General features: G+C 61.6%; 25 protein-coding genes. 11 read left to right on the top strand and 14 right to left on the bottom strand.

The window, feature by feature from the left end; all coding sequences use genetic code 11:
- Positions 1 to 96 precede the first annotated feature (96 nt).
- The 3 genes from ACFQNJ_RS16315 to mobH all read left to right on the top strand — a co-directional run bounded on the left by ACFQNJ_RS16315 (position 97) and on the right by mobH (position 3,822).
- Positions 97 to 855: a type IV toxin-antitoxin system AbiEi family antitoxin domain-containing protein gene (locus ACFQNJ_RS16315; protein WP_013721903.1), complete on the top strand. Its 759-nt coding sequence runs from the start codon at positions 97 to 99 to the stop codon at positions 853 to 855.
- A complete protein-coding gene (locus ACFQNJ_RS16310; protein WP_013721904.1) occupies positions 848 to 1,768 on the top strand; it encodes a nucleotidyl transferase AbiEii/AbiGii toxin family protein in 921 nt (306 codons plus the stop codon). Before ACFQNJ_RS16315 ends, ACFQNJ_RS16310 begins: the two co-directional genes overlap by 8 nt.
- 203 nt (positions 1,769 to 1,971) lie before the next feature.
- A complete protein-coding gene (gene mobH / locus ACFQNJ_RS16305) occupies positions 1,972 to 3,822 on the top strand; it encodes a MobH family relaxase (protein ID WP_382259461.1) in 1,851 nt (616 codons plus the stop codon).
- A 26-nt stretch (positions 3,823 to 3,848) separates the two neighbouring features.
- On the opposite strand, the gene ACFQNJ_RS16300 is transcribed toward mobH, so the two are convergent.
- On the bottom strand, positions 3,849 to 4,148 hold the full coding sequence (locus ACFQNJ_RS16300) for a helix-turn-helix domain-containing protein (protein ID WP_003282197.1): 300 nt from the start codon (positions 4,146 to 4,148) through the stop codon (positions 3,849 to 3,851).
- A 105-nt stretch (positions 4,149 to 4,253) separates the two neighbouring features.
- Here ACFQNJ_RS16300 and ACFQNJ_RS16295 point away from each other — a divergent pair, with 105 nt between their 5' ends.
- Positions 4,254 to 4,880: a LysR substrate-binding domain-containing protein gene (locus tag ACFQNJ_RS16295; RefSeq protein WP_382259459.1), complete on the top strand. Its 627-nt coding sequence runs from the start codon at positions 4,254 to 4,256 to the stop codon at positions 4,878 to 4,880.
- A gap of 47 nt (positions 4,881 to 4,927) precedes the next feature.
- Here ACFQNJ_RS16295 and ACFQNJ_RS16290 read toward each other — a convergent pair whose 3' ends face one another.
- Complete coding sequence (locus tag ACFQNJ_RS16290; protein WP_382259457.1) at positions 4,928 to 6,784, bottom strand: tyrosine-type recombinase/integrase; 1,857 nt, start codon at positions 6,782 to 6,784, stop codon at positions 4,928 to 4,930.
- A 529-nt stretch (positions 6,785 to 7,313) separates the two neighbouring features.
- Between ACFQNJ_RS16290 and ACFQNJ_RS16285 the strand changes: the two genes are divergently transcribed.
- Together ACFQNJ_RS16285 and ACFQNJ_RS16280 are read left to right on the top strand one after the other, a co-directional pair.
- Entirely contained in the window at positions 7,314 to 7,712 is a 399-nt protein-coding gene (locus ACFQNJ_RS16285; protein ID WP_382259455.1) for a helix-turn-helix domain-containing protein, read from the top strand.
- Positions 7,709 to 9,061, top strand: coding sequence for a HipA domain-containing protein (locus ACFQNJ_RS16280; RefSeq protein ID WP_382259453.1), 1,353 nt, complete (start codon positions 7,709 to 7,711; stop codon positions 9,059 to 9,061). Before ACFQNJ_RS16285 ends, ACFQNJ_RS16280 begins: the two co-directional genes overlap by 4 nt.
- A 138-nt stretch (positions 9,062 to 9,199) precedes the next feature.
- Here ACFQNJ_RS16280 and ACFQNJ_RS16275 read toward each other — a convergent pair whose 3' ends face one another.
- From ACFQNJ_RS16275 to ACFQNJ_RS16265, 3 genes are all read right to left on the bottom strand, one after another.
- On the bottom strand, positions 9,200 to 9,802 hold the full coding sequence (locus tag ACFQNJ_RS16275; RefSeq protein ID WP_382259451.1) for a hypothetical protein: 603 nt from the start codon (positions 9,800 to 9,802) through the stop codon (positions 9,200 to 9,202).
- A gap of 266 nt (positions 9,803 to 10,068) precedes the next feature.
- A complete protein-coding gene (locus tag ACFQNJ_RS16270; RefSeq protein ID WP_382259449.1) occupies positions 10,069 to 10,530 on the bottom strand; it encodes a DUF7673 family protein in 462 nt (153 codons plus the stop codon).
- 95 nt (positions 10,531 to 10,625) lie between these two features.
- Positions 10,626 to 11,069 (bottom strand): helix-turn-helix domain-containing protein, encoded by a 444-nt coding sequence (locus ACFQNJ_RS16265; protein ID WP_382259447.1) that lies wholly within the window; start codon positions 11,067 to 11,069, stop codon positions 10,626 to 10,628.
- Between the two features lie 121 nt (positions 11,070 to 11,190).
- Between ACFQNJ_RS16265 and ACFQNJ_RS16260 the strand changes: the two genes are divergently transcribed.
- Entirely contained in the window at positions 11,191 to 11,502 is a 312-nt protein-coding gene (locus tag ACFQNJ_RS16260) for an HU family DNA-binding protein (protein ID WP_382259445.1), read from the top strand.
- Between the two features lie 63 nt (positions 11,503 to 11,565).
- On the opposite strand, the gene ACFQNJ_RS16255 is transcribed toward ACFQNJ_RS16260, so the two are convergent.
- The 4 genes from ACFQNJ_RS16255 to ACFQNJ_RS16240 form a co-directional block, all read right to left on the bottom strand.
- Complete coding sequence (locus ACFQNJ_RS16255; protein ID WP_382259443.1) at positions 11,566 to 11,937, bottom strand: hypothetical protein; 372 nt, start codon at positions 11,935 to 11,937, stop codon at positions 11,566 to 11,568.
- Positions 11,938 to 11,972: 35 nt separating this feature from the next.
- Entirely contained in the window at positions 11,973 to 12,578 is a 606-nt protein-coding gene (locus ACFQNJ_RS16250; RefSeq protein ID WP_382259442.1) for a hypothetical protein, read from the bottom strand.
- 303 nt (positions 12,579 to 12,881) lie between these two features.
- Positions 12,882 to 13,613 (bottom strand): hypothetical protein, encoded by a 732-nt coding sequence (locus tag ACFQNJ_RS16245; protein ID WP_382259440.1) that lies wholly within the window; start codon positions 13,611 to 13,613, stop codon positions 12,882 to 12,884.
- A 54-nt stretch (positions 13,614 to 13,667) separates the two neighbouring features.
- Positions 13,668 to 14,273, bottom strand: coding sequence for a hypothetical protein (locus tag ACFQNJ_RS16240; RefSeq protein ID WP_382259438.1), 606 nt, complete (start codon positions 14,271 to 14,273; stop codon positions 13,668 to 13,670).
- A gap of 176 nt (positions 14,274 to 14,449) precedes the next feature.
- Between ACFQNJ_RS16240 and ACFQNJ_RS16235 the strand changes: the two genes are divergently transcribed.
- The 3 genes from ACFQNJ_RS16235 (at position 14,450) to ACFQNJ_RS16225 (ending at position 16,753) form a co-directional block, all read left to right on the top strand.
- Entirely contained in the window at positions 14,450 to 15,586 is a 1,137-nt protein-coding gene (locus ACFQNJ_RS16235) for a PilT/PilU family type 4a pilus ATPase (protein WP_382259436.1), read from the top strand.
- A gap of 119 nt (positions 15,587 to 15,705) precedes the next feature.
- Complete coding sequence (locus tag ACFQNJ_RS16230) at positions 15,706 to 16,161, top strand: hypothetical protein (protein ID WP_382259434.1); 456 nt, start codon at positions 15,706 to 15,708, stop codon at positions 16,159 to 16,161.
- A 28-nt stretch (positions 16,162 to 16,189) separates the two neighbouring features.
- On the top strand, positions 16,190 to 16,753 hold the full coding sequence (locus ACFQNJ_RS16225) for a chalcone isomerase family protein (protein ID WP_382259432.1): 564 nt from the start codon (positions 16,190 to 16,192) through the stop codon (positions 16,751 to 16,753).
- On the opposite strand, the gene ACFQNJ_RS16220 is transcribed toward ACFQNJ_RS16225, so the two are convergent.
- Complete coding sequence (locus ACFQNJ_RS16220) at positions 16,750 to 17,595, bottom strand: hypothetical protein (RefSeq protein ID WP_382259430.1); 846 nt, start codon at positions 17,593 to 17,595, stop codon at positions 16,750 to 16,752. The two genes, ACFQNJ_RS16225 and ACFQNJ_RS16220, sit on opposite strands and share 4 nt — an antisense overlap.
- 613 nt (positions 17,596 to 18,208) lie before the next feature.
- On the opposite strand from ACFQNJ_RS16220, the gene ACFQNJ_RS16215 reads away from it, so the two are divergent.
- Positions 18,209 to 18,682: a hypothetical protein gene (locus tag ACFQNJ_RS16215; protein WP_382259428.1), complete on the top strand. Its 474-nt coding sequence runs from the start codon at positions 18,209 to 18,211 to the stop codon at positions 18,680 to 18,682.
- A gap of 43 nt (positions 18,683 to 18,725) precedes the next feature.
- On the opposite strand, the gene ACFQNJ_RS16210 is transcribed toward ACFQNJ_RS16215, so the two are convergent.
- From ACFQNJ_RS16210 to ACFQNJ_RS16195, 4 genes are all read right to left on the bottom strand, one after another.
- Positions 18,726 to 19,946, bottom strand: a complete 1,221-nt coding sequence (locus ACFQNJ_RS16210; RefSeq protein ID WP_382259427.1) for a nuclease-related domain-containing protein — start codon at positions 19,944 to 19,946, stop codon at positions 18,726 to 18,728.
- Entirely contained in the window at positions 19,943 to 20,260 is a 318-nt protein-coding gene (locus tag ACFQNJ_RS16205; protein ID WP_382259426.1) for a hypothetical protein, read from the bottom strand. The genes ACFQNJ_RS16210 and ACFQNJ_RS16205 overlap by 4 nt, the downstream gene beginning before the upstream one ends.
- Before the next feature lie 25 nt (positions 20,261 to 20,285).
- On the bottom strand, positions 20,286 to 20,534 hold the full coding sequence (locus ACFQNJ_RS16200) for a hypothetical protein (protein WP_382259425.1): 249 nt from the start codon (positions 20,532 to 20,534) through the stop codon (positions 20,286 to 20,288).
- Between the two features lie 115 nt (positions 20,535 to 20,649).
- Positions 20,650 to 20,946: an ASCH domain-containing protein gene (locus tag ACFQNJ_RS16195; protein WP_382259424.1), complete on the bottom strand. Its 297-nt coding sequence runs from the start codon at positions 20,944 to 20,946 to the stop codon at positions 20,650 to 20,652.
- Positions 20,947 to 20,972 lie beyond the last annotated feature (26 nt).

Raw genomic sequence — 20,972 nt, 5'->3', positions numbered from 1 at the left:
TAGATTCTGCATTAGAAATCAAACCTTATGCTACTTTCTCTGCGAGTTCTAGCGATAGCTCTAGGGGCCGATTGGATTCCGTGCTATCTTTATAACATGGATGGAAATTCTAGGCACCAAGTAATCAAGCGGCTGCAGGCGGGACTCCCCCGCGGGGCGCCGTTCGACCTTGCCACCCTGAGCCAGTTCGGGGTGTCGCCCCAGCTCGCCGCCCACTATGCCGACGGCGGGTGGCTCGTGCGCCTGGCCCATGGCGTCTATGCCTTCCCGAACGATGAGTTCGGGGTCTACGGTGCGCTGAAGTTCCTGCAACAGCGCGTGCCCGGCCTGCACGTCGGCGGCAAGAGCGCCCTGGCCCTGCAGGGGGTGCGGCACAACCTGGGCAGCCGGGAGGCGCTGGTGCTGTGGGGCGACGGTCGTTTCGCGTTGCCGGCCTGGTTCACTTCGCGCTTTCCGGCCCGCTATGTCCACGCCCGCCTGTTCGACTGGCCGGACACGGCGCTGGCCGGCAAGACCCTGACCACGCCGCCTGGCCTGCCCGAGGATCTGCGGGTGGCAGCCCCCGAGCGTGCCGTTCTGGAGCTGCTGTACGAAGCCGGCGTCAAGCAGAGCCTCGAAGAGGCCCGCAACCTCTTCGATGGACTGCGTTCCCCCCGCAAGGACTTGCTCGGGCAACTGCTGTCTTGCTGCGCCAGCGTGAAGGCCGTGCGCCTGTTCCTCACCTGGGCGCGCGAGACCAGCCTCGTGGATGTCGATGCCCTGCTGGAGCAGTACCCGGTTCGCACCGGCAGCAACACGCGCTGGATGAGCCGGCTCGATGACGGCACCTTGCTGAGCCTGAGACCTCATGGATAAGACCTACGCGGACACCGTTCGCCTGCTGCTGGCCGTCGCGCCCGACGTGTTCGCCAACGACATCTTCGCCATGAAGGGCGGCACGGCCATCAACCTCTTCGTGCGGGACATGCCGCGCCTTTCGGTGGACATCGACGTGGTGTACCTCCCGTGGCAGACGCCGCGCGACGAAGCGCTGCAAGCCATCAACCAGGAGCTGGCCGCCATCGCCACGCGCGTTGCGCCACTGGGCGTGCAGACACGCCTGGTTCGCGCCAAGGACCTGGGAGACACCAAGCTGATCGTCGAGAACGACGCCAGCCAGGTGAAGATCGAGGTCAACGTCGTGTTCCGAGGCAGCGTGCTGCCCGTCGAGCGGCGGCCGCTGAGCGCAAAGACCAGCGATCTGTTCGGCGTCGAGTTCGAGCTGCCGGTTCTGGCACCGGACGAGCTGTACGCCAGCAAGCTGGTGGCCGCGCTGGATCGGCAGCACCCCCGCGACCTGTTCGACGTGTGGCAGCTCTACGAATCGGGCGACATCAGCGACGGCATGGTCGAGTGCTTCGTGATCTATCTGGCGGGCCACAACCGGCCGCCCCACGAAGTGCTGTTCGGCAACGACAAGGACATCGCCGGCGAGTACGAGCGGGCCTTTGTCGGCATGACCGAAGTGGGCTGCTCCCTGGAGACACTGCTCGACGCTCGCGCCAGGGTGCGGCGCGAGCTGCCACAGCGACTGAGCACCGCGCACAAGCAGTTTCTGAGCGGGCTGGCGCGCGCAGAACCGGACTGGTCGCTGGTGCAATGCCAGCACGCCGCGCAACTGCCGGCACTGCGCTGGAAGCTCGCCAATCTCGAAACCTTCCGCAAGCGCCGTCCCGACGACTTCGCAGCGCAATCCGCCGCCCTCGACACCGGCTTGGGCCAGAGCTGACGAACATCCCGCAGCTTCCGGCTTGCCGGGATTGCCCCATGCCGCATTCATCGTGGCACCCGCGCAGCAGCGGCCCTATACCCAAAAGCTTCCGACAAAGGCCAAAGGGCTGGGAAGGGGCAAAGGAAGGGCGCCAAGGGGAAAGGCCCTATCCTGAAAAGGCCAAAAGGCGCCCCCGAGCAGCCCGTCATCCGGGGTTCGCCATGCTCTCGCTGTTCCAGCGCAAAAGGGTGCCACCCACCGCCGGCACGCCGCCCACCTCCGCCATCGAAACTCCGAAAGGGTCGATGCGGCCGGAGTCGGCCGCATCGCTGCTGGCCACGCCGCGCCGGCAGAAACTGCTGGAACACATCTGGCAGCGCACATCGCTCTCGCGCCGGCAGTTCGCCACGCTCTACCTCGCCCCACTGGAGCGCTACGCCGAGCTGGTCCAGCAGTTCCCGGCCTCCGAGAACCACCACCATGCCTATCCGGGCGGCATGCTGGACCACGGCCTGGAGATCGTCGCCTATGCGCTGAAGCTGCGGCAGTCATACCTGCTGCCTGCGGGCGTCACGCCAGAGGCACAGGCAGCCCAGGCCGAGGCCTGGACTGCAGGCACGGCCTACGCGGCCCTGCTGCACGACATCGGCAAGATTGCCGTCGATCTGCACGTCGAGCATGCCGACGGCAGCGTCTGGCATCCCTGGCACGGCCCGCTGCGAAAGCCCTACCGTTTTCGTTACCGAAAGGAGCGTGAGTACCGCCTGCACAGCGCCGCCACCGGGCTGCTCTACACGCGCCTTCTCGATCGGGACATCTTCGACTGGCTCAGTGGCTATCCCGACCTCTGGGCCGCGCTGCTGTACGTGCTGGCCGGCCAGTACGAGCATGCCGGCACGCTCGGCGAACTGGTCGTGCAGGCCGACCAGGCATCGGTCGCCCAGGAACTCGGCGGCGATCCCAGCAAGGCGCTGGCGGCGCCCAAGCATGCGCTGCAACGCAAATTGCTCGACGGCTTGCGCTACCTGCTCAAGGAAGAGTTCAAGTTGAACCAGGCCGGCCCGGCGGACGGTTGGCTGACCCAAGACGCCCTGTGGCTGGTGAGCAAGACCGTCTCCGACAAGCTGCGCGCACATCTGCTGTCGCAGGGGATCGACGGCATCCCGGCGAGCAATACGGCGGTGTTCAACGTGTTGCAGGATCACGGCATCGTGCAACCGACGCCGGATGGCAAGGCGATCTGGAAGGCTACCGTCACCAGCGACGCCGGCTGGTCGCACGCCTTCACCTTCCTGAAACTCTCGCCGGCGATGATCTGGGATGCCGCCGACCGGCCGGCGCCGTTCGCAGGCCGTGTGCAGGTCGAAGAGGAACAAGCGGAGCCGCCGTCGCTGGCGCCGGCGGTGGCCGATGGGCCGCGCGTGGAAGGCACCGAAGCTGCACCCGCGAGCACGGCGCCGATCGCATCCGCAGCCATGGACACCGGCGTGGCCGCGCTGCTCGACCTGCTGGGCGACACCGCTCCGCCCACAGCACCGGAGACCCCGAGTTGTCCTGTCGCCGAGCCCGAGCCGGCCCCTTCGACCGTGCCCACGCCACAGATGAGCCTCGCGCCTTCCCAGGATCGCGCGGAGTCCTCCGGGGCGCACTTCATGGCCTGGCTGCGCCAGAGCATCCAGACGCGCAAGCTCATCATCAACGACGCCAAGGCCCTGGTGCATACCGTCGCCGGTACGACCTACCTCGTCAGCCCCGGCGTGTTCCAGCGCTACGCGCAGGAGTACCTTCAAGTCGCCGCGCTGGCCAAGCAGGAGAAGCTGGAGGGGTGGCAGTGGGTGCAGAAGCGCTTCGAGAAGCTGGGACAGCACCGCAAGCAGCCGAGCGGGCTGAACATCTGGACCTGCGAAGTCACGGGGCCGCGCAAGTCGCGCCGGCTGCACGGCTACCTGCTCGTCAGCCCGGATACGCTGTTCCAGGAGACGCCGCCAGACAACCCATACCTGCGGCTCCTCAACGAGGCCGCAAAGCGCGAAGATTCAGCCCTTGGGGGCAAGGACGACGATCAGGCGTAGGCATGCGACCGCTGTGCGGGCCGGCTTCAATCCGCGGATGGGGCCGACTCCGCCAGCTTGGCTTCGGTCAGAGTCATCAAGTGGGCGGAACTGCATTTCAGCGCACGGGCAATCTTGAGGATGAGAGGGAGCGTGGGGACATGCTCGCCGCGCTCGATCTTGCCCATGTGCGACCGTTCGATGCCGGCCATGTGGGCCAGCGTTTCCTGAGCGATACCCTGGTTGGTTCTTTCTTCCCGCACGGCAGCCCCAAACGCGATGGCTGGTTCCGCTTCGTAGGTAGTGGTGCCGGTGGGGCGGCCCCTTTGGATCGAACGCTTTGGCATTGCCAAGAGCGTCGAACACGGTCACGATTTAAACCACGTTAAACTTAACTCATTCAACGGCTTCGAGATCAGTTGCCACGAGTTCACCGCCTGGGGGAGCTGGACGTGGAATCGAGTGACATCACCGCCGAAATTCGCATGGCCGTCCTCGGCGAATGGGTGCCTCCCCAGCTCGCCGACGTGCTCGCCCTGCAGCGTGCCGAAGAGCCGGAGACCCATGCCGTCCTGGCCGGATGGACAGATCCCGGTCGAGGCGCGGAGCTGCCGGGCGACGGCTTCGACTTCGCCTTGTCTGCGGTTGCCCGGCAGTGGCCTGGCTGGGTATGCGAGCCGCTGTGGCATGACACGCTGGCGGTCGCCGTGGCCAAGCGCTCCCACCTGCTGGCCTACCGTGAAGTGCCGTGCCAGGAAGTGCTCAAGCAGCCCTTGATCTGCGCGCAGTCCACGGCCGATGAACCATGGCGCATGACCGTGCAGCGCGTGTTCGAGAACGCGCTGCAGGAGCGGGAGCAAACGGTGGAGACATTCGATGTGGCGATGACGCTGGTTGCCGCCGGGTACGGGATCGCCATTGCGCCTGCCGCGAGACTGGCGAGCTACCTACGCCGAGGCATCGCCGTGCGGCCGCTGGCCGGCGCACCAACGATCGTGATGGCTTACCTGCTGCGCCGCAACGCTTCCTTGTCGGACACCCAGGCAAGATTCGCCCGCCGCGCGCGCTTGGTGTCCTGACAGACGCGCGGGAATCGCGGTTTCGCCACGATCCCGCATTCCTGCTGCTAGGCGACCCCGACTCGCGACGGGGTCCATTCGCTATCCTTCACGGCTGTGCTCACTGCCATGACGAGCTTGTCGAGATTGCCGGCCGTCACGCGCTCCAGTGCCGAATGCCCCCGCAGCATCGAGCGCGGTTGCAGCAGTGCATGGTAGATCTGCCAAGGGTCCGCACCCCTGGTCAACTTCAGGACGGACTGGATCAGCTCGTGCTTGAGTGGGTCGAGGTGCCAGTCCGGCACGCGCTGGCCGCGGTTGCCTACGTTCAACGCCAGCAAGTTGCCCGCCTTGATCTCGTAGCTGATCCACCTGCGGGATTTGCCCGCCATCTTGGCAAACGCAGCGACGGGAAGGTTGTGCGGCGCCTCGAAGACATCGAACAGCTCCATCCTCTCGCGCTGTATGTCGGACAGCGGTTCCTCCATGACGGAACGCGGCAACGGCACTGCGGGCAGCCGATGCGTCTCGGCTGACACCAGTGGCATCGCGTCTCCCGGCCTGGTCACGATCAGGAGCGGCGCCGACGCGGCCGCTGGTTTGGGTGGCGCACTCGCGGCTTCCTCATCCGAGAGGACGGGCACGCCCTCCAAATGAATGGTGAGCGGCATGCTCGCTGCCTCGACCATGTTCTGCTCGAAGAGATCGAGCCGGTCGGCCCAATCCTGCATCATCCGCCGCCGCTGCTCGACGTACTCGGCGTGGTTGTAGGTGGCACTGACCTTGTTGGGATCGACGTGCGAGAGTTGCGCGTCCACCCACACCTTCGGGTAGCCGATCTCGTTGAGCGCGGTGGACATCGTGCCACGGATGCCGTGCCCGGTCAGCAGGTCGCGATAGCCCATGCGCTTGAGCGCGCCGTTGAGCGTGTTCTCGCTCATGCGCTTCTTCAACTCGCTGTCGTGGCGGAACAGATAGTGCTGGGCCGGTTTGAGCTGTTCGAGCAGGTGCCGGACGATCTCGATGGCCTGCACCGACAGCGGCACGATGTAGGGTGGAATGTCCTTGGGCAACTGGCGCTTCCTGCGCATGTCCACCTGGAGCTGCTTCACGACCTCGGGCGGGATGATCCAGAGGCCCCGATCGAGGTCGAACTGATCCGGCGTCGCCAGGCGCAGCTCGCCCGTGCGCACGCCGGTGAATAGCAGCAGCCGCAGACCGAGCTGGGTCTGCAGCCGGCCACGATACTTGCGCAGGCGCTGCAACAGCTTCGGCAACTCGGCCATGCGCAGGAACGGGTTGTGGTTCACCGGGGGCAGCGGCAGCGCCACCACGTCGAGGTCGGAAGCCGGGTTCTGCTCCAGGCCCGGCACGACCACCAGCGCGTAGCGGAACATCTGGTTGAACCACGTCCTGACTTTCTCGGCGACGGAGAGCGCCTTGCGCCGCTCGATCCTGGCGATCACTTCCAGCAGGTCAGGGCGTTTGATGTCGTAGATCGAGCGCTTGCCCAGCAAGGGCAGCACATCCTTGGCGAAGACGCGAGGGAGGATCGAGAGGGTGGTCTGCCGGCCCTTCTTGAGGCCGAGTTCGCGGTGGGCAAGCCACTTCTTGTAGATCGCCTCGAAGGTGTTTTCACCGGCGAGTTTGACCGCGGCGCGCTTTTGCTTGCGGTGAAGGCGCGGGTTGATGTCCTTGGCCACCAAGGCGCGCGCCTCGTCACGCAGGGCGCGTGCCTCACGAAGGGACACCTCGGGATAGGTGCCCAGCGACATGCGCTTGGGCTCCTTCATCCAGTAGTAACGGAAGTGCCAGCTCTTGCTGCCGGTGGCCGTCACGGCCAGGGAGAGACCATCGATGTCTGGAAGTGTGTAGGCCTTGCCGGTGGCTTTGGCTTGGCGGACCACCAAGTCTGAGAGTGCCATGCTCTAGCTCCTGAACATGAGTCAGGAACCAGATGCTTAACCCATCGACCTCAGCGCCCTAGCAACAATCCGGAAGCCGTCGTGCCCGCAAAAATGGACACAAAAATGGACATAAACGTCGTGGCTTCAGGTGGATTTCCGTGGAGCCCACTGGAACATCGAGGTGTCAAAAACTCAACCAGAATCAACGACTTACGATGCTTCTTGGGCTTCCTCAGAATTCCCTGGAACGATGCAGTGGAGCGGGTGAAGGTCTCCATACCAAGGCCATGGTGATCGCTGGTGTCCAGATAAGCAGGGATGGGAACCTTAACTGGGTGTACGGTGGCTGGATGGAAGTCGGCCCGGACTACCTACCACATGGGTGATGGGCTAAGCAAACCGTCCGGGAAACTGGGGGAAGGTCAAACAGTTTCGGAATATCAGGAAATGTTTTGACAAATCCTTGGCGGCAGTACAAGATTTCGGTTTATCAGAAACTTCTTTCCCATGGGATCGAAGCTGTAATCAGTTTCTGAAAGTCCGAAATATGGCTACTCGCACACGCAAAAGTCACCTCCTGCTTGGAACTGACGCCACGCCATCCAGCGGCACCATGTTGGGCTCAGCACACAGGCGAATCGCTCTCGAGGCAGTCCCGCTGGTCCAGGAGCTACGAGGTGCCGATGTTATTGGACTGCAGGTGCGGGCGCATCGCAAGAAGCAAGGCTTGCGCATCGATGATGCTGCGGCGCTCACTGGCGTTTCGGTAGACCTGATGTCCAGGCTTGAGAATGGGGCGGGCAGCGTCCGCCTTGACAAGCTCATGAGCGTCCTTGATGGCCTTGGCCTGACATTGCTAGTCCTTCCCAAGGGACATGAACTTTTACACCACCTGCCCACGGGAAAAGTCCTTGGCTCAAGTGACACCACCAGCTCAGAGTCATGACTGTTCATCACCTGTGTATCTGGCACCAGTCAGAACTGGTAGCCACCCTGACTCACGACACGATGGAGAACTCATGGGGTCTTGTCTACGCCCCAACCTGGAAAATACGGCCTAAGGCCTTTGGGTTTTCACCTGCCCTGTCGCTGGATGCAGAAAAACACGACTCGCAATCAATCCGTCGCTTCATCGAAAACCTGTTGCCCGAGGGCCGGGCACTCGATATCGCAGCCTCGGCAAATGGCGTTGGCAGGTCCAACATTTATGGGCTCATCCATGAGCTTGGCGCAGAGACCACCGGCGCCTTTCGCTTCCTGCCAGAGCACGTAGACGGCAGGCTTGAGCCCGCACACGCTGAGCGTCGTCAAGTGAGCATTCAAGAACTGGATGCGCGTATCAGAGACCGCGACAAGGAAGAGTTCGTTGTCTGGGATGGGAAGGTTCGCCTCTCTGTTGCCGGCTACCAGGACAAGCTGCTTGTCTATGTCGACGGAAGAATTGAAGACGGGGGGGCAATGTACCTGCCTGACTACCCTCTCGCGTCGACCCACATACTGAAGCCGCAACCCGTTGACTCAAGATTTCCGCACATGGTGGTTAACGAGCACTTCTGCATGTCATTGGCAAAAGCGATGGGTATGCCGGTGGCTGACGTATTCCTACTGCGAACCCCTCGCCCAGTCTTGGCAGTTACACGCTTCGACCGCACGCCTATCAAGACGCCTGCAGGTGTGCCCAGTGTTGCTAGGCGCCATGTCATTGACCTTTGCCAGGCTGCGGACGTGCCGGTCAGCTACAAGTATGAGCGCAACATCGGTGGCTCTGGAGTTGCAGCACAGTACCGAGACGGTACGAGCTTCCCAACCCTCTTCAACCAGCTCAAACACATCAACAACAAGGCAAGCGACAAGCTGCTGATGATGCGCTGGGCACTGTTTCAATTGCTGATTGGCAACTGTGATGCCCATGGGAAGAACTACTCATTTTTCATGGACAACCAGGGCCTTAAAAGCGCACCCTGGTATGACCTGGTCAGCGTCGTTCAATATCCAGCCATCTCGCACGAGCTGGCCATGGCATATGGGGACGTCTTCAATATTGAAGAAGTGAAAGGTTTTGCTCTCGCCGACTTTGCTGTGCGCTGCAATATCGACCGCAAGCTCATGCAGCGCGAAGCAAAGAAGATGGCATCGAGCGCTCGAAAACATGCTCAAGGGCTTGCGCAGACCGGCCCTTATCTGGAAGAAGAATCGGACTTTGCGGCTCAGCTCGCCAGCTACGTCCTGCTGCAAGCAGACCGCCTTGAGCAGTACGCGGGGGAAGCTGTTCACATCAAGTCCGCCCGGCTCTAAGTGACACCACACTGGGACTGCCATCAAGGGTGTCCGGAATTGTCTGTGTGAGGCATACGATGTCAATCACCCCGGGGAGGAGCTGGCGCTGGGAGGTCGTCCAGGCCAGCTCAGGCACCAACGAGCCACGGACCGGCCCTATCGCGAAAGCGCTGCCGCGAAGAAGATCTGTGAGGCCTTGCGTGCTGCGCGGTGCTCGGGCAGCTCTCTTGACACTGCGCTCCAGGACGCCTGGCCGTGCCGACTGACCACGGGCATCCGATCTCGGCGGGCGACCGCATTGAGCATGACACGGGTGGTGTCATCCAGGGACGCCTGTTGCGGGCCAGTGCCTTCGTTCAGCGATTCGTCCAGGAAGCGGACGAAGGCTGCGTCCACGCGAGCCCACCTGTCCTTCATCACCCACAGAACGTGTGCCGGCCGGTAGCACTCTGGTCCTGGGCTCTGTTGGCGCTCGCGCAATGGAATCCTCAGACGCTCAACAAGCACATGACGCGGCATGGCCTGAACCACGATCGGTTCGGCTTTGACGATGTCGCAGATGTCCTCAGGCGCGACCCGGGTCATGAAGCCGCCGGGGGAACGGATCTCCAACTGCTCGCCGACGACACATTGGAAGAACCAGAACGGAAGGTCGATCACCCCGGGCGAGTCGAACCTTGCATCACGCAGCGCCGAGCGGGACTGCAGTTGGACCTTGGACAAAGGTGGAATGGCCAGGAGGGATGCAAGGGATGTCATGCATCCAAGGTACCAGGCAGTAGGGTGATTTCAAGTTGCATCCCCCGCTGTTCGAGCAGACCCCCGCCTGTTTTAAGGGGGGGCAGGTGGTGAACTCGGCGTTCCTTGGGTGGGCTCGACGCGATTTCTGCTGCGCACGCAAGCGAGTTATCCACTGTTTGAATTCCTATGTATTACAAAATAGGACCGGACAAATTTGTCCGCAAGTTTTTTGGATATAGACGCGCGAGATAGCCGACTTTTTGGAATAAGTGGATTTCGGCCGCTCAGGACAGGTAGCGCTCCCTGAGTTCTTTGAGGTCCATCTCCATCTTCGAGACGTCACGGATGCCATGGCGCTGGGCCATTTCCTCGAAGCGCTTGCCACCGTTCTCGAAGTACCGGTGGACCTCCTGGAGTGGCTGGCTGTCCATCCGAAGCACCGTCATGCAGTCATCGAACAGCTCGTAGTCCAGGCCGCGAAAGTCGGTGAGATCGAATGGGAACCGGGTGCCGTTGTAGCAACCCAGCAGGAACGCGGCGACGCGACGGGACTGGCCGGTGTCGCGCTGGGCAACCTCAAAGAGGCGCATGAGGGCCTGCTTGCCGGGCTCCTCCATTGCCATGCGCTCCTTGCGCCGCGCGAGCACTTCCTGCAGCAGACCGTTCATCGCCGTCTCGCTGTCGGAGCCTTCGCTGATGCGCGGGGCATCCATGGCGGGAGGAAGGTTGTTGAGCTTGGAATTCATGGACTCACTCTCCTTTGACAGCGCGGGATGTGATCTGGTGACTTCAACACTGGTCAACGAGGCCGACGTCTGCACGAGTGCCAGGTCCGCGCGGCTCAGCTCACGGCGGCCAGGCGCTGGGCCGCTTCTCTCTTGCCCAGACCGCGAAGGCCTGCGATGCGTTCGGCCTGCGCTGCTCTTGGTACTGCCTTGCCGGCTTCCCATCGAGCGACAGAAAGCGCGGAGCACTCCAGCAGTTTGGCCATGTCTGCCTGAGACACACCCAACTTGGCGCGCTGCGCAGCGAATCGCTCAGGGCTGAACGCCCGCGTGCGGCGGCTCCTCGGTTCGGCGGGCGCCTGCTCCGGCGGGGCGACCTTCTTGACCACCTTGCCTTGAGCCCTGAGCTGGGCACGCAGCTCCTTGACGTCGCGTTTGAGCGCGGCGATCTCTGACCGGTAGGCGTGTGATGACCTTTTCAGGGCCAACAACTCGTCGCGAAGGATCTTGCGGGTGACCCGCGAAATCTCGGTCTTCAGGGCAGAGGATAGGGTGCTCATGGCGCAGATGGTAAATCACAGGCCAGACGGACGGTGGCCAACGGGCGCCCAGCCGCGCATTTTCACAGCATGGCGGGTGGTATAACCCGCGGCTTGTCATTCACACTGGAGATCCTGAACCATGAACCGCGCAGAACTCGTCGAGATCCTGGCCACCAAGAACGAACTGTCCAAGGCGGCTGCCAACGCCGTGCTCGATACGCTGATCGAGACCATCCAGACCGCCGTGAAGAAGGGCGATTCGGTTCAGCTGGTGGGTTTCGGGACCTTCAAGTCCGTCAAGCGCGCGGCCCGTGCAGGCAAGAACCCGGCCACGGGCGACAAGATCAAGATCCCGGCGGCCACCCTGCCCAAGTTCGTCGCTGGCGCCAAGTTCAAGGACGCCGTCGATCCCAAGGCTGCCAAGCGCCGCGCTGAAAAGGCCGGCAAGTAAGTCGACATCCGGCCCGCAGCTTCTCCGTGGGGCTGCGGCCGGGCATCATGGGGCGCACCGGCTCTACGGTGTCTGGGCGCCACCCATCGCAAGCTCCTTGGCAAGTTGCTCAAGGGCTGCGATGTTGATCGCTGTGATGGCCTGGTTATCGGCCAACGCCTTGGCCACCAGGTGCGCCAGCCACAGATCGTTGCGCTCAGCCACGGGCGCGGCTTGGGCGGCCATCTGTCCCCGGCGGCCAGACATGAACTGTATGGCTCGCAAGGATGACCAGCTGCTGCCCAGCGCAGTCTTGAGTTCCTGAACGGGAACATCCACGGGCTGACAAGTCATCATGGCCAGAATGACTCGGCTGCACAGCCGGGCCTTGGGCACCTCCAGGGGCGCATTCAGACGGGTTTGCTCGATCTTGTGCTGAAGCGACTTGGAGGTCATTCGGGCGTGAGATGTGGTCGGTGGATGTCTGGATGCTATCTGCGCGAGACAGAGATCGACCAGTTGTTCAAGGGGATGCCTTGGATACTCGATCCCCATATGTGCATGAACTCGACCTTCAGAGGGCCGTCGTTCCAGACGTAATGGGTGCTCCTTGTGGGGGGGATGGACTTCTCGGCCATCGCTGGCGCCCCGATCGAGTTGCGTAGTGTCGCCATCACCCGCTGCGCTTGGACGGCTGTCACCGTGCATCCTGCACTCGGTGTGGCCGGGTTCGAGCTGAAGCTGATGTCGGCCAGGCAGATTCGCTCTCCCTGGAAGCGAATGAAATCGTCGTGCTTGGTGGTGCACATGTCCCCAGCGCAGAAGACAGCTGGATCCTTCAATCGTACCTTGGCCAGATCGGCAGGCTCGAGCTGGAAGAACTGAGCGCTCTTGCTCTGACTGGCCTTGATGTCTTTGGTCGCAGCCAATGCGGCCGTGCGAATGCGGTTGCAGATGGATTCCGAGGTCGCGTACACATAGGCTTCTGGCCCTGTGCGTGTCTGCACCTCAACGCTCATGATGCGTCCCTCGGCATGCTTGGCATCCTGAACCACCCGCATGCTGGCGGTACCGAAGTGGCTCGCCAGCGAGCTCAAGGGCTCTTCGTTCAAAGGGATGCACCCAGGGCGATCAGCCACCTGAACGTTGACCCAGTACCAGCGGGGGCGCGGTGGCACTTGAGGGGGGACCACGCTTTTGGGCTTCGCTGCAGGCGGGCTCTTGCGCGAATCAGCCTCGTCAGAGTTGCGGGGCCTGGCCGAATCCTGTGGCGCTTCTGCTGGCTCCTCGTCCGAGAAAAGCGAACTGAGGTTTCTGTCTCGGGGCTGTGCCGAACTGGCCGAGGCGGCGACGGCGAGGATGAAACAAAGGGTCGGTCGGATCATGTGAGCGGTTGTACATCAAAGCCGGGTTAGGCCTCTGGATCGAGCCAGGGCCGACGCACTCAAGCGCAACTGCCTATCTTCTTCTGCCGACAGAAGTCGCCAACCCTCCACGGACACACACGGGAGGAGATGCCGCAAGGGCTTATTCGGGCGCATCTGCTGCAGGATAGCCACCGGATGACCTCGGTTGCACACGCCATGGTCGACTTGGTAGCCGACGACGACCATCGGGACCCCCTTTGGGGATAGCCAGGTTTGTCCAAACGTGAACGCTCCATGGTTGCTGATCTTCATGCCCATAGTCGGGTCAACGAGGAGTGAAGACTCGTCGAGCGGATAGAGCATGACCCGAGGCCAGGCCAAAGATCCATCCACCTTGTGGTCATGGAAGCGAATCATTCGTCTGCCAGCAATGATCGATCGAAGACCATCCTCGTAGGCTTCCATGACACTGTAGTCTCTTCGGTTCCAGTCCCACTTGAATCGGTAGCCTCCACCGAAAATCCTTTTCAGGGTCCGGCCTGGTTTTCGATCCATCTCCAACTCTCGCGTCCTGATCGTCCGAAACTGAATGAGCAGATCAAGGTCCGATGGGTTCGCAGCACCCTTGGCGGTACTGCCAAACACCCAAAGACGGTCGATCTTGAGGGCCTCGTGGAAGCAGCCCGGTGTGCTGATGATGCCCCCCAGTCCTCGCAGGTGCTCGCCGATACTCATCGCGTGGCGAATTGCGGTATCGCGCTTCATGCGCCGTCTCCAGCTGGTTGAGCCATTGCGTTTTTCTGTATTGCGAGCGACGCTTCAGATGGTGCTTGAAGTGGCCACACGATGGATGTACTGATCCTGATGACGCCTCCTCAGATAGGCCAGAAGCCGCTGGTAGGACGTGGTGTGGCTCAGGTTGAAGACCGGGATCGAGTGACTGGCCGCGAGCATGATCGAGAAATGCGAGTGACCCGTGGCAACGCCGGCGCCCGCGCTGCCATCGAAGCCATCCTGGGTCCAGCAGATGACGAACTCGACCGGTCTGCGCATTTGGTCACCCAAGATGAGTGCCACGCGACCGGCAACCATCTGTTTGAGCTCGGGGCTGAGGTACTTCCAGAGCGGGTGTACCTTGGCGGCCATCGCATGGTGATGGTCACCGGGTACCAACCCGGACTCGTCGTAGCCGTTGAATCCCTTGTGCGGTAGCCAGATCTCTCGGGAGCCTCCAGCGTTGGTGCACCCCCTGGAGAACGCCGTCTCCGCACCCGCTGAAGCACCAGAGCGCAATTTGTAGCCACCGCGTGCCAGACGCCAGGCCATCTGCTCCATGAAGGCAGCCACAGGTGCGGGCGTGGAGCGTGAGCCGATGCCCGCATAGGCCGGTTCCGGGCGAACCAATAGAGGTGGGTTGGTGGTCATCTGGCGAGCTGGGTTGACCCCTTGAGCATGCCATCTGTAACAGCTTGTGCAAGTCCGAATCTGACACCCGCGGTAGAGCCATTCGGCTTATAGAAGGCTCTGCTGATTCAAGAGCGTGTCTGGCAAGGGCCACTTTCGACACCGTAGTGAGCCGAACGGGACTGAACAATCTGGCCATGGATCGAGACCAGGCCACCAAGTTCATGTACGAGCTGCTCAGGCTCATGCTCTCGCGCGGGGGAAGCGACCTGTTTCTGACCGCTGGCTTTCCTCCCGCCATCAAGGTCGATGGCAAGGTGCATCGAGTCTCCTCGGACTCGCTGCGTGATGCTCACACACTGGCGCTGGCGCGGGCCATCATGAACGACAAGCAGGCGGCCGAGTTCGAGCGCACCAAAGAGTGCAACTTCGCCATCTCGCCGCCGGCGATCGGACGCTTTCGGGTCAGTGCCTTTGTCCAGCAAGGCAAGATTGGCATGGTGCTGCGGACCATCCCGGCGACCTTGCCCAGTATCGATGCACTTCGCCTTCCAGCGGTCCTCAAGGACGTGGTGATGAGCAAGCGCGGACTTTGCATCCTGGTGGGCGCCACCGGCTCGGGCAAGTCGACGACGCTGGCGGCCATGGTCGACTGGCGCAACCAGAACACTCACGGCCACATCATCACGATCGAGGATCCGGTCGAATTCGTGCACCCACACAAGAACTGCGTGATCACCCAGCGCGAAGTTGGCATCGACACCGAAAGCTGGGAAGCGGCCTTGAAGAACACACTGCGGCAGGCGCCCGATGTGATCCTGATGGGCGAAATCAGGGACCGCGAAACCATGGAACACGCGATCCAGTTCGCGGAAACCGGTCACCTGTGTCTGGCCACACTGCACGCCAACAGCGCCAACCAGGCCCTGGACCGGATCATCAACTTCTTCCCCGAGGACCGCCGGGCCCAACTGCTGATGGACCTGTCGCTGAACCTTCGCGGCCTCGTCTCTCAGCGCCTGATCCCGCGTCAGGACGGCAAGGGGCGATTTGCTACCGTGGAGGTGATGCTCAACTCTCCCCTGATCGCCGATCTCATCTTCAAGGGTGAGGTCGCCGAGATCAAGGAGATCATGAAGAAGAGCACCAACATCGGCATGCAGACATTTGACCAGGCGCTCTTCAAGGCTTTTGAAGCTGAGTTGATCACCTTCGAGGATGCCCTGCGCAATGCCGATTCCGTCAACGACCTTCGGCTTCAGATCAAGCTCAACAGCCAGCGTGCAAGGAGTCATGACCTTGCCCAAGGTACCGAGCACTTGGCCATCGTATGAAGAACACGGCGCACTGAAGTCACTCACGCCTCACCAGCTAAGCCTCGGCCGAGGAATCTGGATTCACCCACCAACCCTGGAAGACCAGGTCATTTCATCCCAGCAGAGAAGGTATCCACATGAAGCATCTCAACTACGCAGCCAAGTTCGCAGCAGCAGCCATGACGGCAGCCCTTTCATTCGGTGTGCACGCACAGGCGCCAGCGAAGGGCGCATCGTTTGACGTGGAGGTCCAGTGGAAAGCCATGCCCAACAGCTCTCCTGACGCAGTGGTCAACGAGGCGGTCGTCAAGCAAGTGATTGCTGACGGTCTCAGCAGCTTGAATATCAAGCCCTCGTTCGTGAAGAAATCGAATGATCACGTCTACATCAAGATCCGCGTGTACTACCTGCATGATGCGGGCACTGAAACAAGGGTGTTGACCGGTGTAGCAAGCGCGATGACCAAAGCGGGCGAGGTCTGCAGCGTCGACGCATATTCCTGGCACCGGGGTAACAACATCCCCGCAGGCAACATCATGGACAACCTGAAGAGCTGGATGCCTAGCTTTCAAAAGAACTGCAGGCTCGTCTGAGTGGTTGGCTTCGATGACCGCACAGTCGATGCGACATCTTGCCCTGGGGCTGGCCATGGCCACGCTCGCATCCCTGTCCTGGGCAGCGTTTCCGGCCAAGGTGCAGACCGCTGGTGCGGATCTTCAGCTCAATGGCCAGGGCATTCGCTATCGGGTGGTATTCAAGGTCTACGAGATGGCGCTGTACACGCCGCGGCCGGCGGCCACGGCTGAGCAGTTGCTGGCCATGCCAGGTCCCAAGCGCCTCTCGTTTGTGGCGCTTCGGGAGCTTCCCGGAACAGATCTGGGGATGGCATTCCTCAAGGGACTGTCTGCCAACTCGCCAAAGGAGCAGGTCCAGCGGCATCTGGCCTCCACCAGCCGCTTGATCGAAATCTTCTCGGGCAAGTCCAAGCTCATGCCAGGCGATCACTTCGCCATGGAGTACCTGCCGGGCAAGGGCACACAGTTCTTCATCCTGGACCAGCCTCAGGGAGTCCCCGTCGGTGATGAAGAGTTCTTCCGGATGATCTTGCGGATCTGGGTAGGCCCTTCGCCTGCCGACCACCAGCTCAAGGATGCCCTGCTGACTGGTGATCGTTCTCGACCTTAGTCCACCAGCCGCTTCTTGATGAACTCGCCAAAGTCATTGTTCATCACGATGGCTGAGCGTTTGCAGGCCTTCACCGGCTCCACGCCGCGACCTTGCTTACAGACCACGTCAAGCATAACCACAGCTGAGGTTCCAGCACCTGGAACCTTCATGGCGGTCGCGCCCATGGCACCATCTTTATTGGGGTTGTAGGTCTCGATCAGAGTATCGTTGGCCAGCTGGATGCGCATGTCCGAATTCGTTGCGATGAAGATCTGGGTCAGCGCGAATGCCTTCTCGCATTGAAGTCGATCTTTGCAATGAAACACTGCATTGCGCCTGGAAGCTTCGAGCTGGCGGTCCAGCTCCTTCAGCTCTTCGAGCTGCTTGGCCAGCGCATCGGCTTCCTTCTGTTTGGCAAGAGCCTCCGCTGCTTTGCGCCGCTCCTCTTCAGCGAGCAGGCCTGCCTGATATCCAGAGGAAAGGTTCTCGAAGTTGGAGCTCGCCACCCGGTACTCCGCATCTGTGGCAACGAGGCGATACATGCTCAGGCGGTACTTCTCGATGGCCACACCCGTCGCGTAGCCCTGCTTTTCGAATGAGGTCTTCAGGGCCTCGGCAGTGAAGGTTTGAGCCGCTGCAGATCGTAACTGTGGGGTGTCAGCATAGAGCTGAAGTGCCTTTGTGCGCACAGCTTCGTTGGGGGAGGCGAACACATCTTCGAGATGCCTGTATGCGACCACCCAGTTTCTCTCCGAGATCGCGCGTTCAGCCTTCGCGATGGGCGAGGGCGACTGTCCAAACTGAGGGCCAGCACACCCAGCCAGCACTGAAATGAGTGCCACAGCGAGCATCCTGCTCATCAGCTGACGAAAACTTCCTGTCATTGCCTATCCTGTTGGGTTCGAATTGTCGAAAAGACAGTATCGCTCAGGACTTAGGCGATGACTCGTTCAGAGCCTTCGTGAGCTCGTCGACAGTTCCTTCGGTGTAGACCCGATCGCAGCCCAGGTGAGCATAGAAGCGGACACCATCGGCGCTGGTGATTACGCCTATGCCAGGGTGAAGGTTGTTTGGGATCCGAAACTTGGCTTCCGAAGCGGCTTTCTGTGCGTCCTGCTCTGCCCACCGTACAACTTCGTCATCTCGAATGCGTTGGCGGTCTGCAAGGACGTCAGAGAGATAGATTGGTTTGGGCATGTTCTACGGAGTTCGATCGATAGGGGGCTCGGGTTCAGCTCAGATGGATGCTACGGTCTGACCCGACGGCGTGCTGAGAGAAGGCTGTTTCGCGCTCATGGCTCCCAGGATAGTTGGGAAACCAGGCTGTTCAACTTGCCATGTGGGGCTTCCCTAAACCATCGTGATCAGGCTGATTGCTTGGTCCTACGCCCCGATAGGAGCTTTCCAAGCCCAGGCCCACAGCCGACCACTTCGCAAGTGGCTATTGGGAGAACATCACGTAACATCTGCCCGATGAGACTGTCCTTAAATCTATTCCTTGCTGTAGCAATGTCGGTTCTTCTGGCATCTTGCGTCACGCTGCGCGAACCATATTTCTATCCAATCAACAGCACTGCGTCGGCTTTGACTGCCCAACCATTCAAGGCAAAAATGGTCCCGGATACGGGTGGCGGTTGGACAGCTGGTTCCATAGAGGTTGCTGTCCCTGGCGGAGAAACCTACCGTGGGCGATTCAGCATCGCGGCAGGAGGCTCCGTAGGTGTCTCCACTTCAATGTCGAGTGTTCTCGTTCCTGGAGCTATGCCCATCACAGGAACGGGTCTTGCATTTGGCGTTTCGCAGAACACCAAAGGCCAGGGTGTCGCAATGGCGGTGAGCCCTAGCGGAGCTTCATTGCAATGCGAGATCACCCAGGACTTCACGACGTTTCATGGATTTGGAACCTGCCGTTCAACGGATGGCGCGGAATATCGATTCATGTACTGAGTCACTTCGGTGAGTCCCTATTACGGTCGCAGTGCAGTGGGACCTAAGTGATCCAGCGTGATGCTGCGATGGCCACAGCGAACGGCACAGCACTGGCCAGAACGACGCCAGTGGGGCGAACGGCCACCGCCGGGGGCTGAATCAAGCCCTGCTGCGATCGAAGCTCCTGGAGTCGGCTGTAGAGGTCCCGCACGCGATTTGTGCCATCACCGGGGAAGTTCTCAGCCAGCCAGAGCATGTGGTGGATCTTGGCATCGGGCCGCCGATCCATCTTGGCCAGTAGTGCATGCCGCACCTCTGCGAAATCGATGGGGGCGCCATCCTTCCTCGCGCGGGCCTGGATGTGTTGGCGCAGCATCAGGCCGAGGTCGGCCGCTCCTGTCAGGTAGCGGGTATCGAGCTCCAGCGGCACGGCTGCCGGGCAGAGGTTGGGCAGCACGACGACGCTGTGCACCGGCACAGAAGGGCCCAGCAGCGCTTGCAGTCGCTTGACCTTGCCCGCGGACTGCCTGTGCGCCGGCGGCAGCAATGAACCATCCGTGGTGCGGTGACCGCCATCAGGCTCGATGTGCTTCCAGCCCTTGACCTCGACGACGTAGAGGCCGGCATCGGTCAGCAACAGGTCGTCCAGCTCCTGGCTGGGCGTGCCGTGCGCGTCTGGCGGCAGCACGATGCATGTGATCCCATCGTCGGCCGGTCGCCAGGTGCTGTGGCGGGAGCCGGCGGCCTGGCGCAGAAGGTCCAGCTGTGCTGCAGCCAGAGCCTCGGCGTGGCTTCCCTGACTGATCTCTGCATCGATCTCGGAGACCACTCGGACGATTTCGGCTTCTAGCGCGCGATCCCGTGCTGCGTTGACCATGGCAGCCAGCGCCGCGTGCAGCCGGGGGTACAGGGCTTCAACGAAGAGTTGCCCGCCCAGGATCCACCGCGGCAAAGACAGGGGAGAGGGGGCAACGCGAAGCAGGCGCTCTTCGACGGCCGAACGGTCCATCAGTCGACCCCTCTCGACCTCAAGCAGGAGTTTTTTGGCGCCCCAGAGTGTTCCCAGGGCCAGCCGCTGGGTCCGACTTGCGGCAGCAGAGGGCGGGTGACGCTGCACCTGAGGGCCTGCCGTCAGGGCAGCAGAGGTGCGGGTTGAGACCAGGGCGGCCGGGTAGTTGGCCAGCCGCCCGACTGCACGCCACAGGAGTGTCGCCAGCGCATGAGCCAATCCCAACACAATCCCGATCAGGGTGCCCACCGCCCAGGACAGCGCATGTGTCATTGCAGGCTACCGGTGTGAGCTGCCCAGGTGCCCTCATCGTCGCCGGCCGCCGAATGATCTCCGTCGGCCGCATGCAAGCAGACGTGGCCAGATGTGCTCGCCCAGTGGGCATGCTCAGTGACCAACACCCCCTTGGGATGGGTGTTGATGGCAGCGCCGGGTGCTTCGCTGCCAGTGAGGATCTCGGTGTGCTCGCCGGCCAACTGGCGAAGCAGGTCAGCGACTTCCGGATGATCTCCTTCAAGGAACGCGACGGCGTTCAGGATCTGATCGATAGATGGTGTCTTCACGTTGAGTTCTCCCTTGTCGTTCATGGGCGCGGATGCCGCTCCCTCGCGATTAGCCACGTTTGCTCGCACGGTCGGCCAGCATCAGTTGGGCCTGCGTGACTGCCCGCTGGGCGTGCTCGATCGAGGCGATGATGGTCCGCACCTGGGGATCGCTTTGATCGACCTGCAGTTCATCTCTGGCTTGCCTCAGATGGCGTGCCGCGCTTTCGAGCTCGGCCTGTGTGGAGCCTCCCAGGCACTTGGCGATGAATGCGTGAGCTTGCCGGGCGACTTCATAGGGACTGGCGGGTGTGGTCATGCTGTATCGGGTGCTTGTGGCGTGGGGGGCTCCACTTGTCATTGACGTTGGCCGTCCTTGATCACTGGAGATCGGATCCGGGACATCCACTGAAATCAGCGTACGCGATGAATCGTCAGGTGCAACTTGAAAACACGCTGGATACCTGCACGTTGATGGCGTAGACCTCGACAGGCTCCGGACCAAAATGCGGGTGAGTGATCGTTGTTTCCCGCATACCGCGCCATGGGAGCACCAGGCGTTTTTCGGAGTCACTGCTGCTCGGGTAGCCAAGCGTGAGGACCACGCGAGCAAAAGTCTTGCCCTCCAGGCGCTTGCGCCAGAACGGCGTTTTCAGTCTGAACTCCTCCGACTTTGTGCCGGCCTTGATGGCGTTGAAGTACTCCGCCTTCAATGGCAATACAAGGTCCATGCTCTCTCGCGCGTTCGTATGAAAGC

The organism is Hydrogenophaga bisanensis, from assembly GCF_042665135.1.
Classification (GTDB): Bacteria; Pseudomonadota; Gammaproteobacteria; order Burkholderiales; family Burkholderiaceae_C; genus Hydrogenophaga; species Hydrogenophaga bisanensis.
Note: the sequence above shows the minus strand (reverse complement) of the source record. Positions and strands in the feature narration are given on the sequence as shown.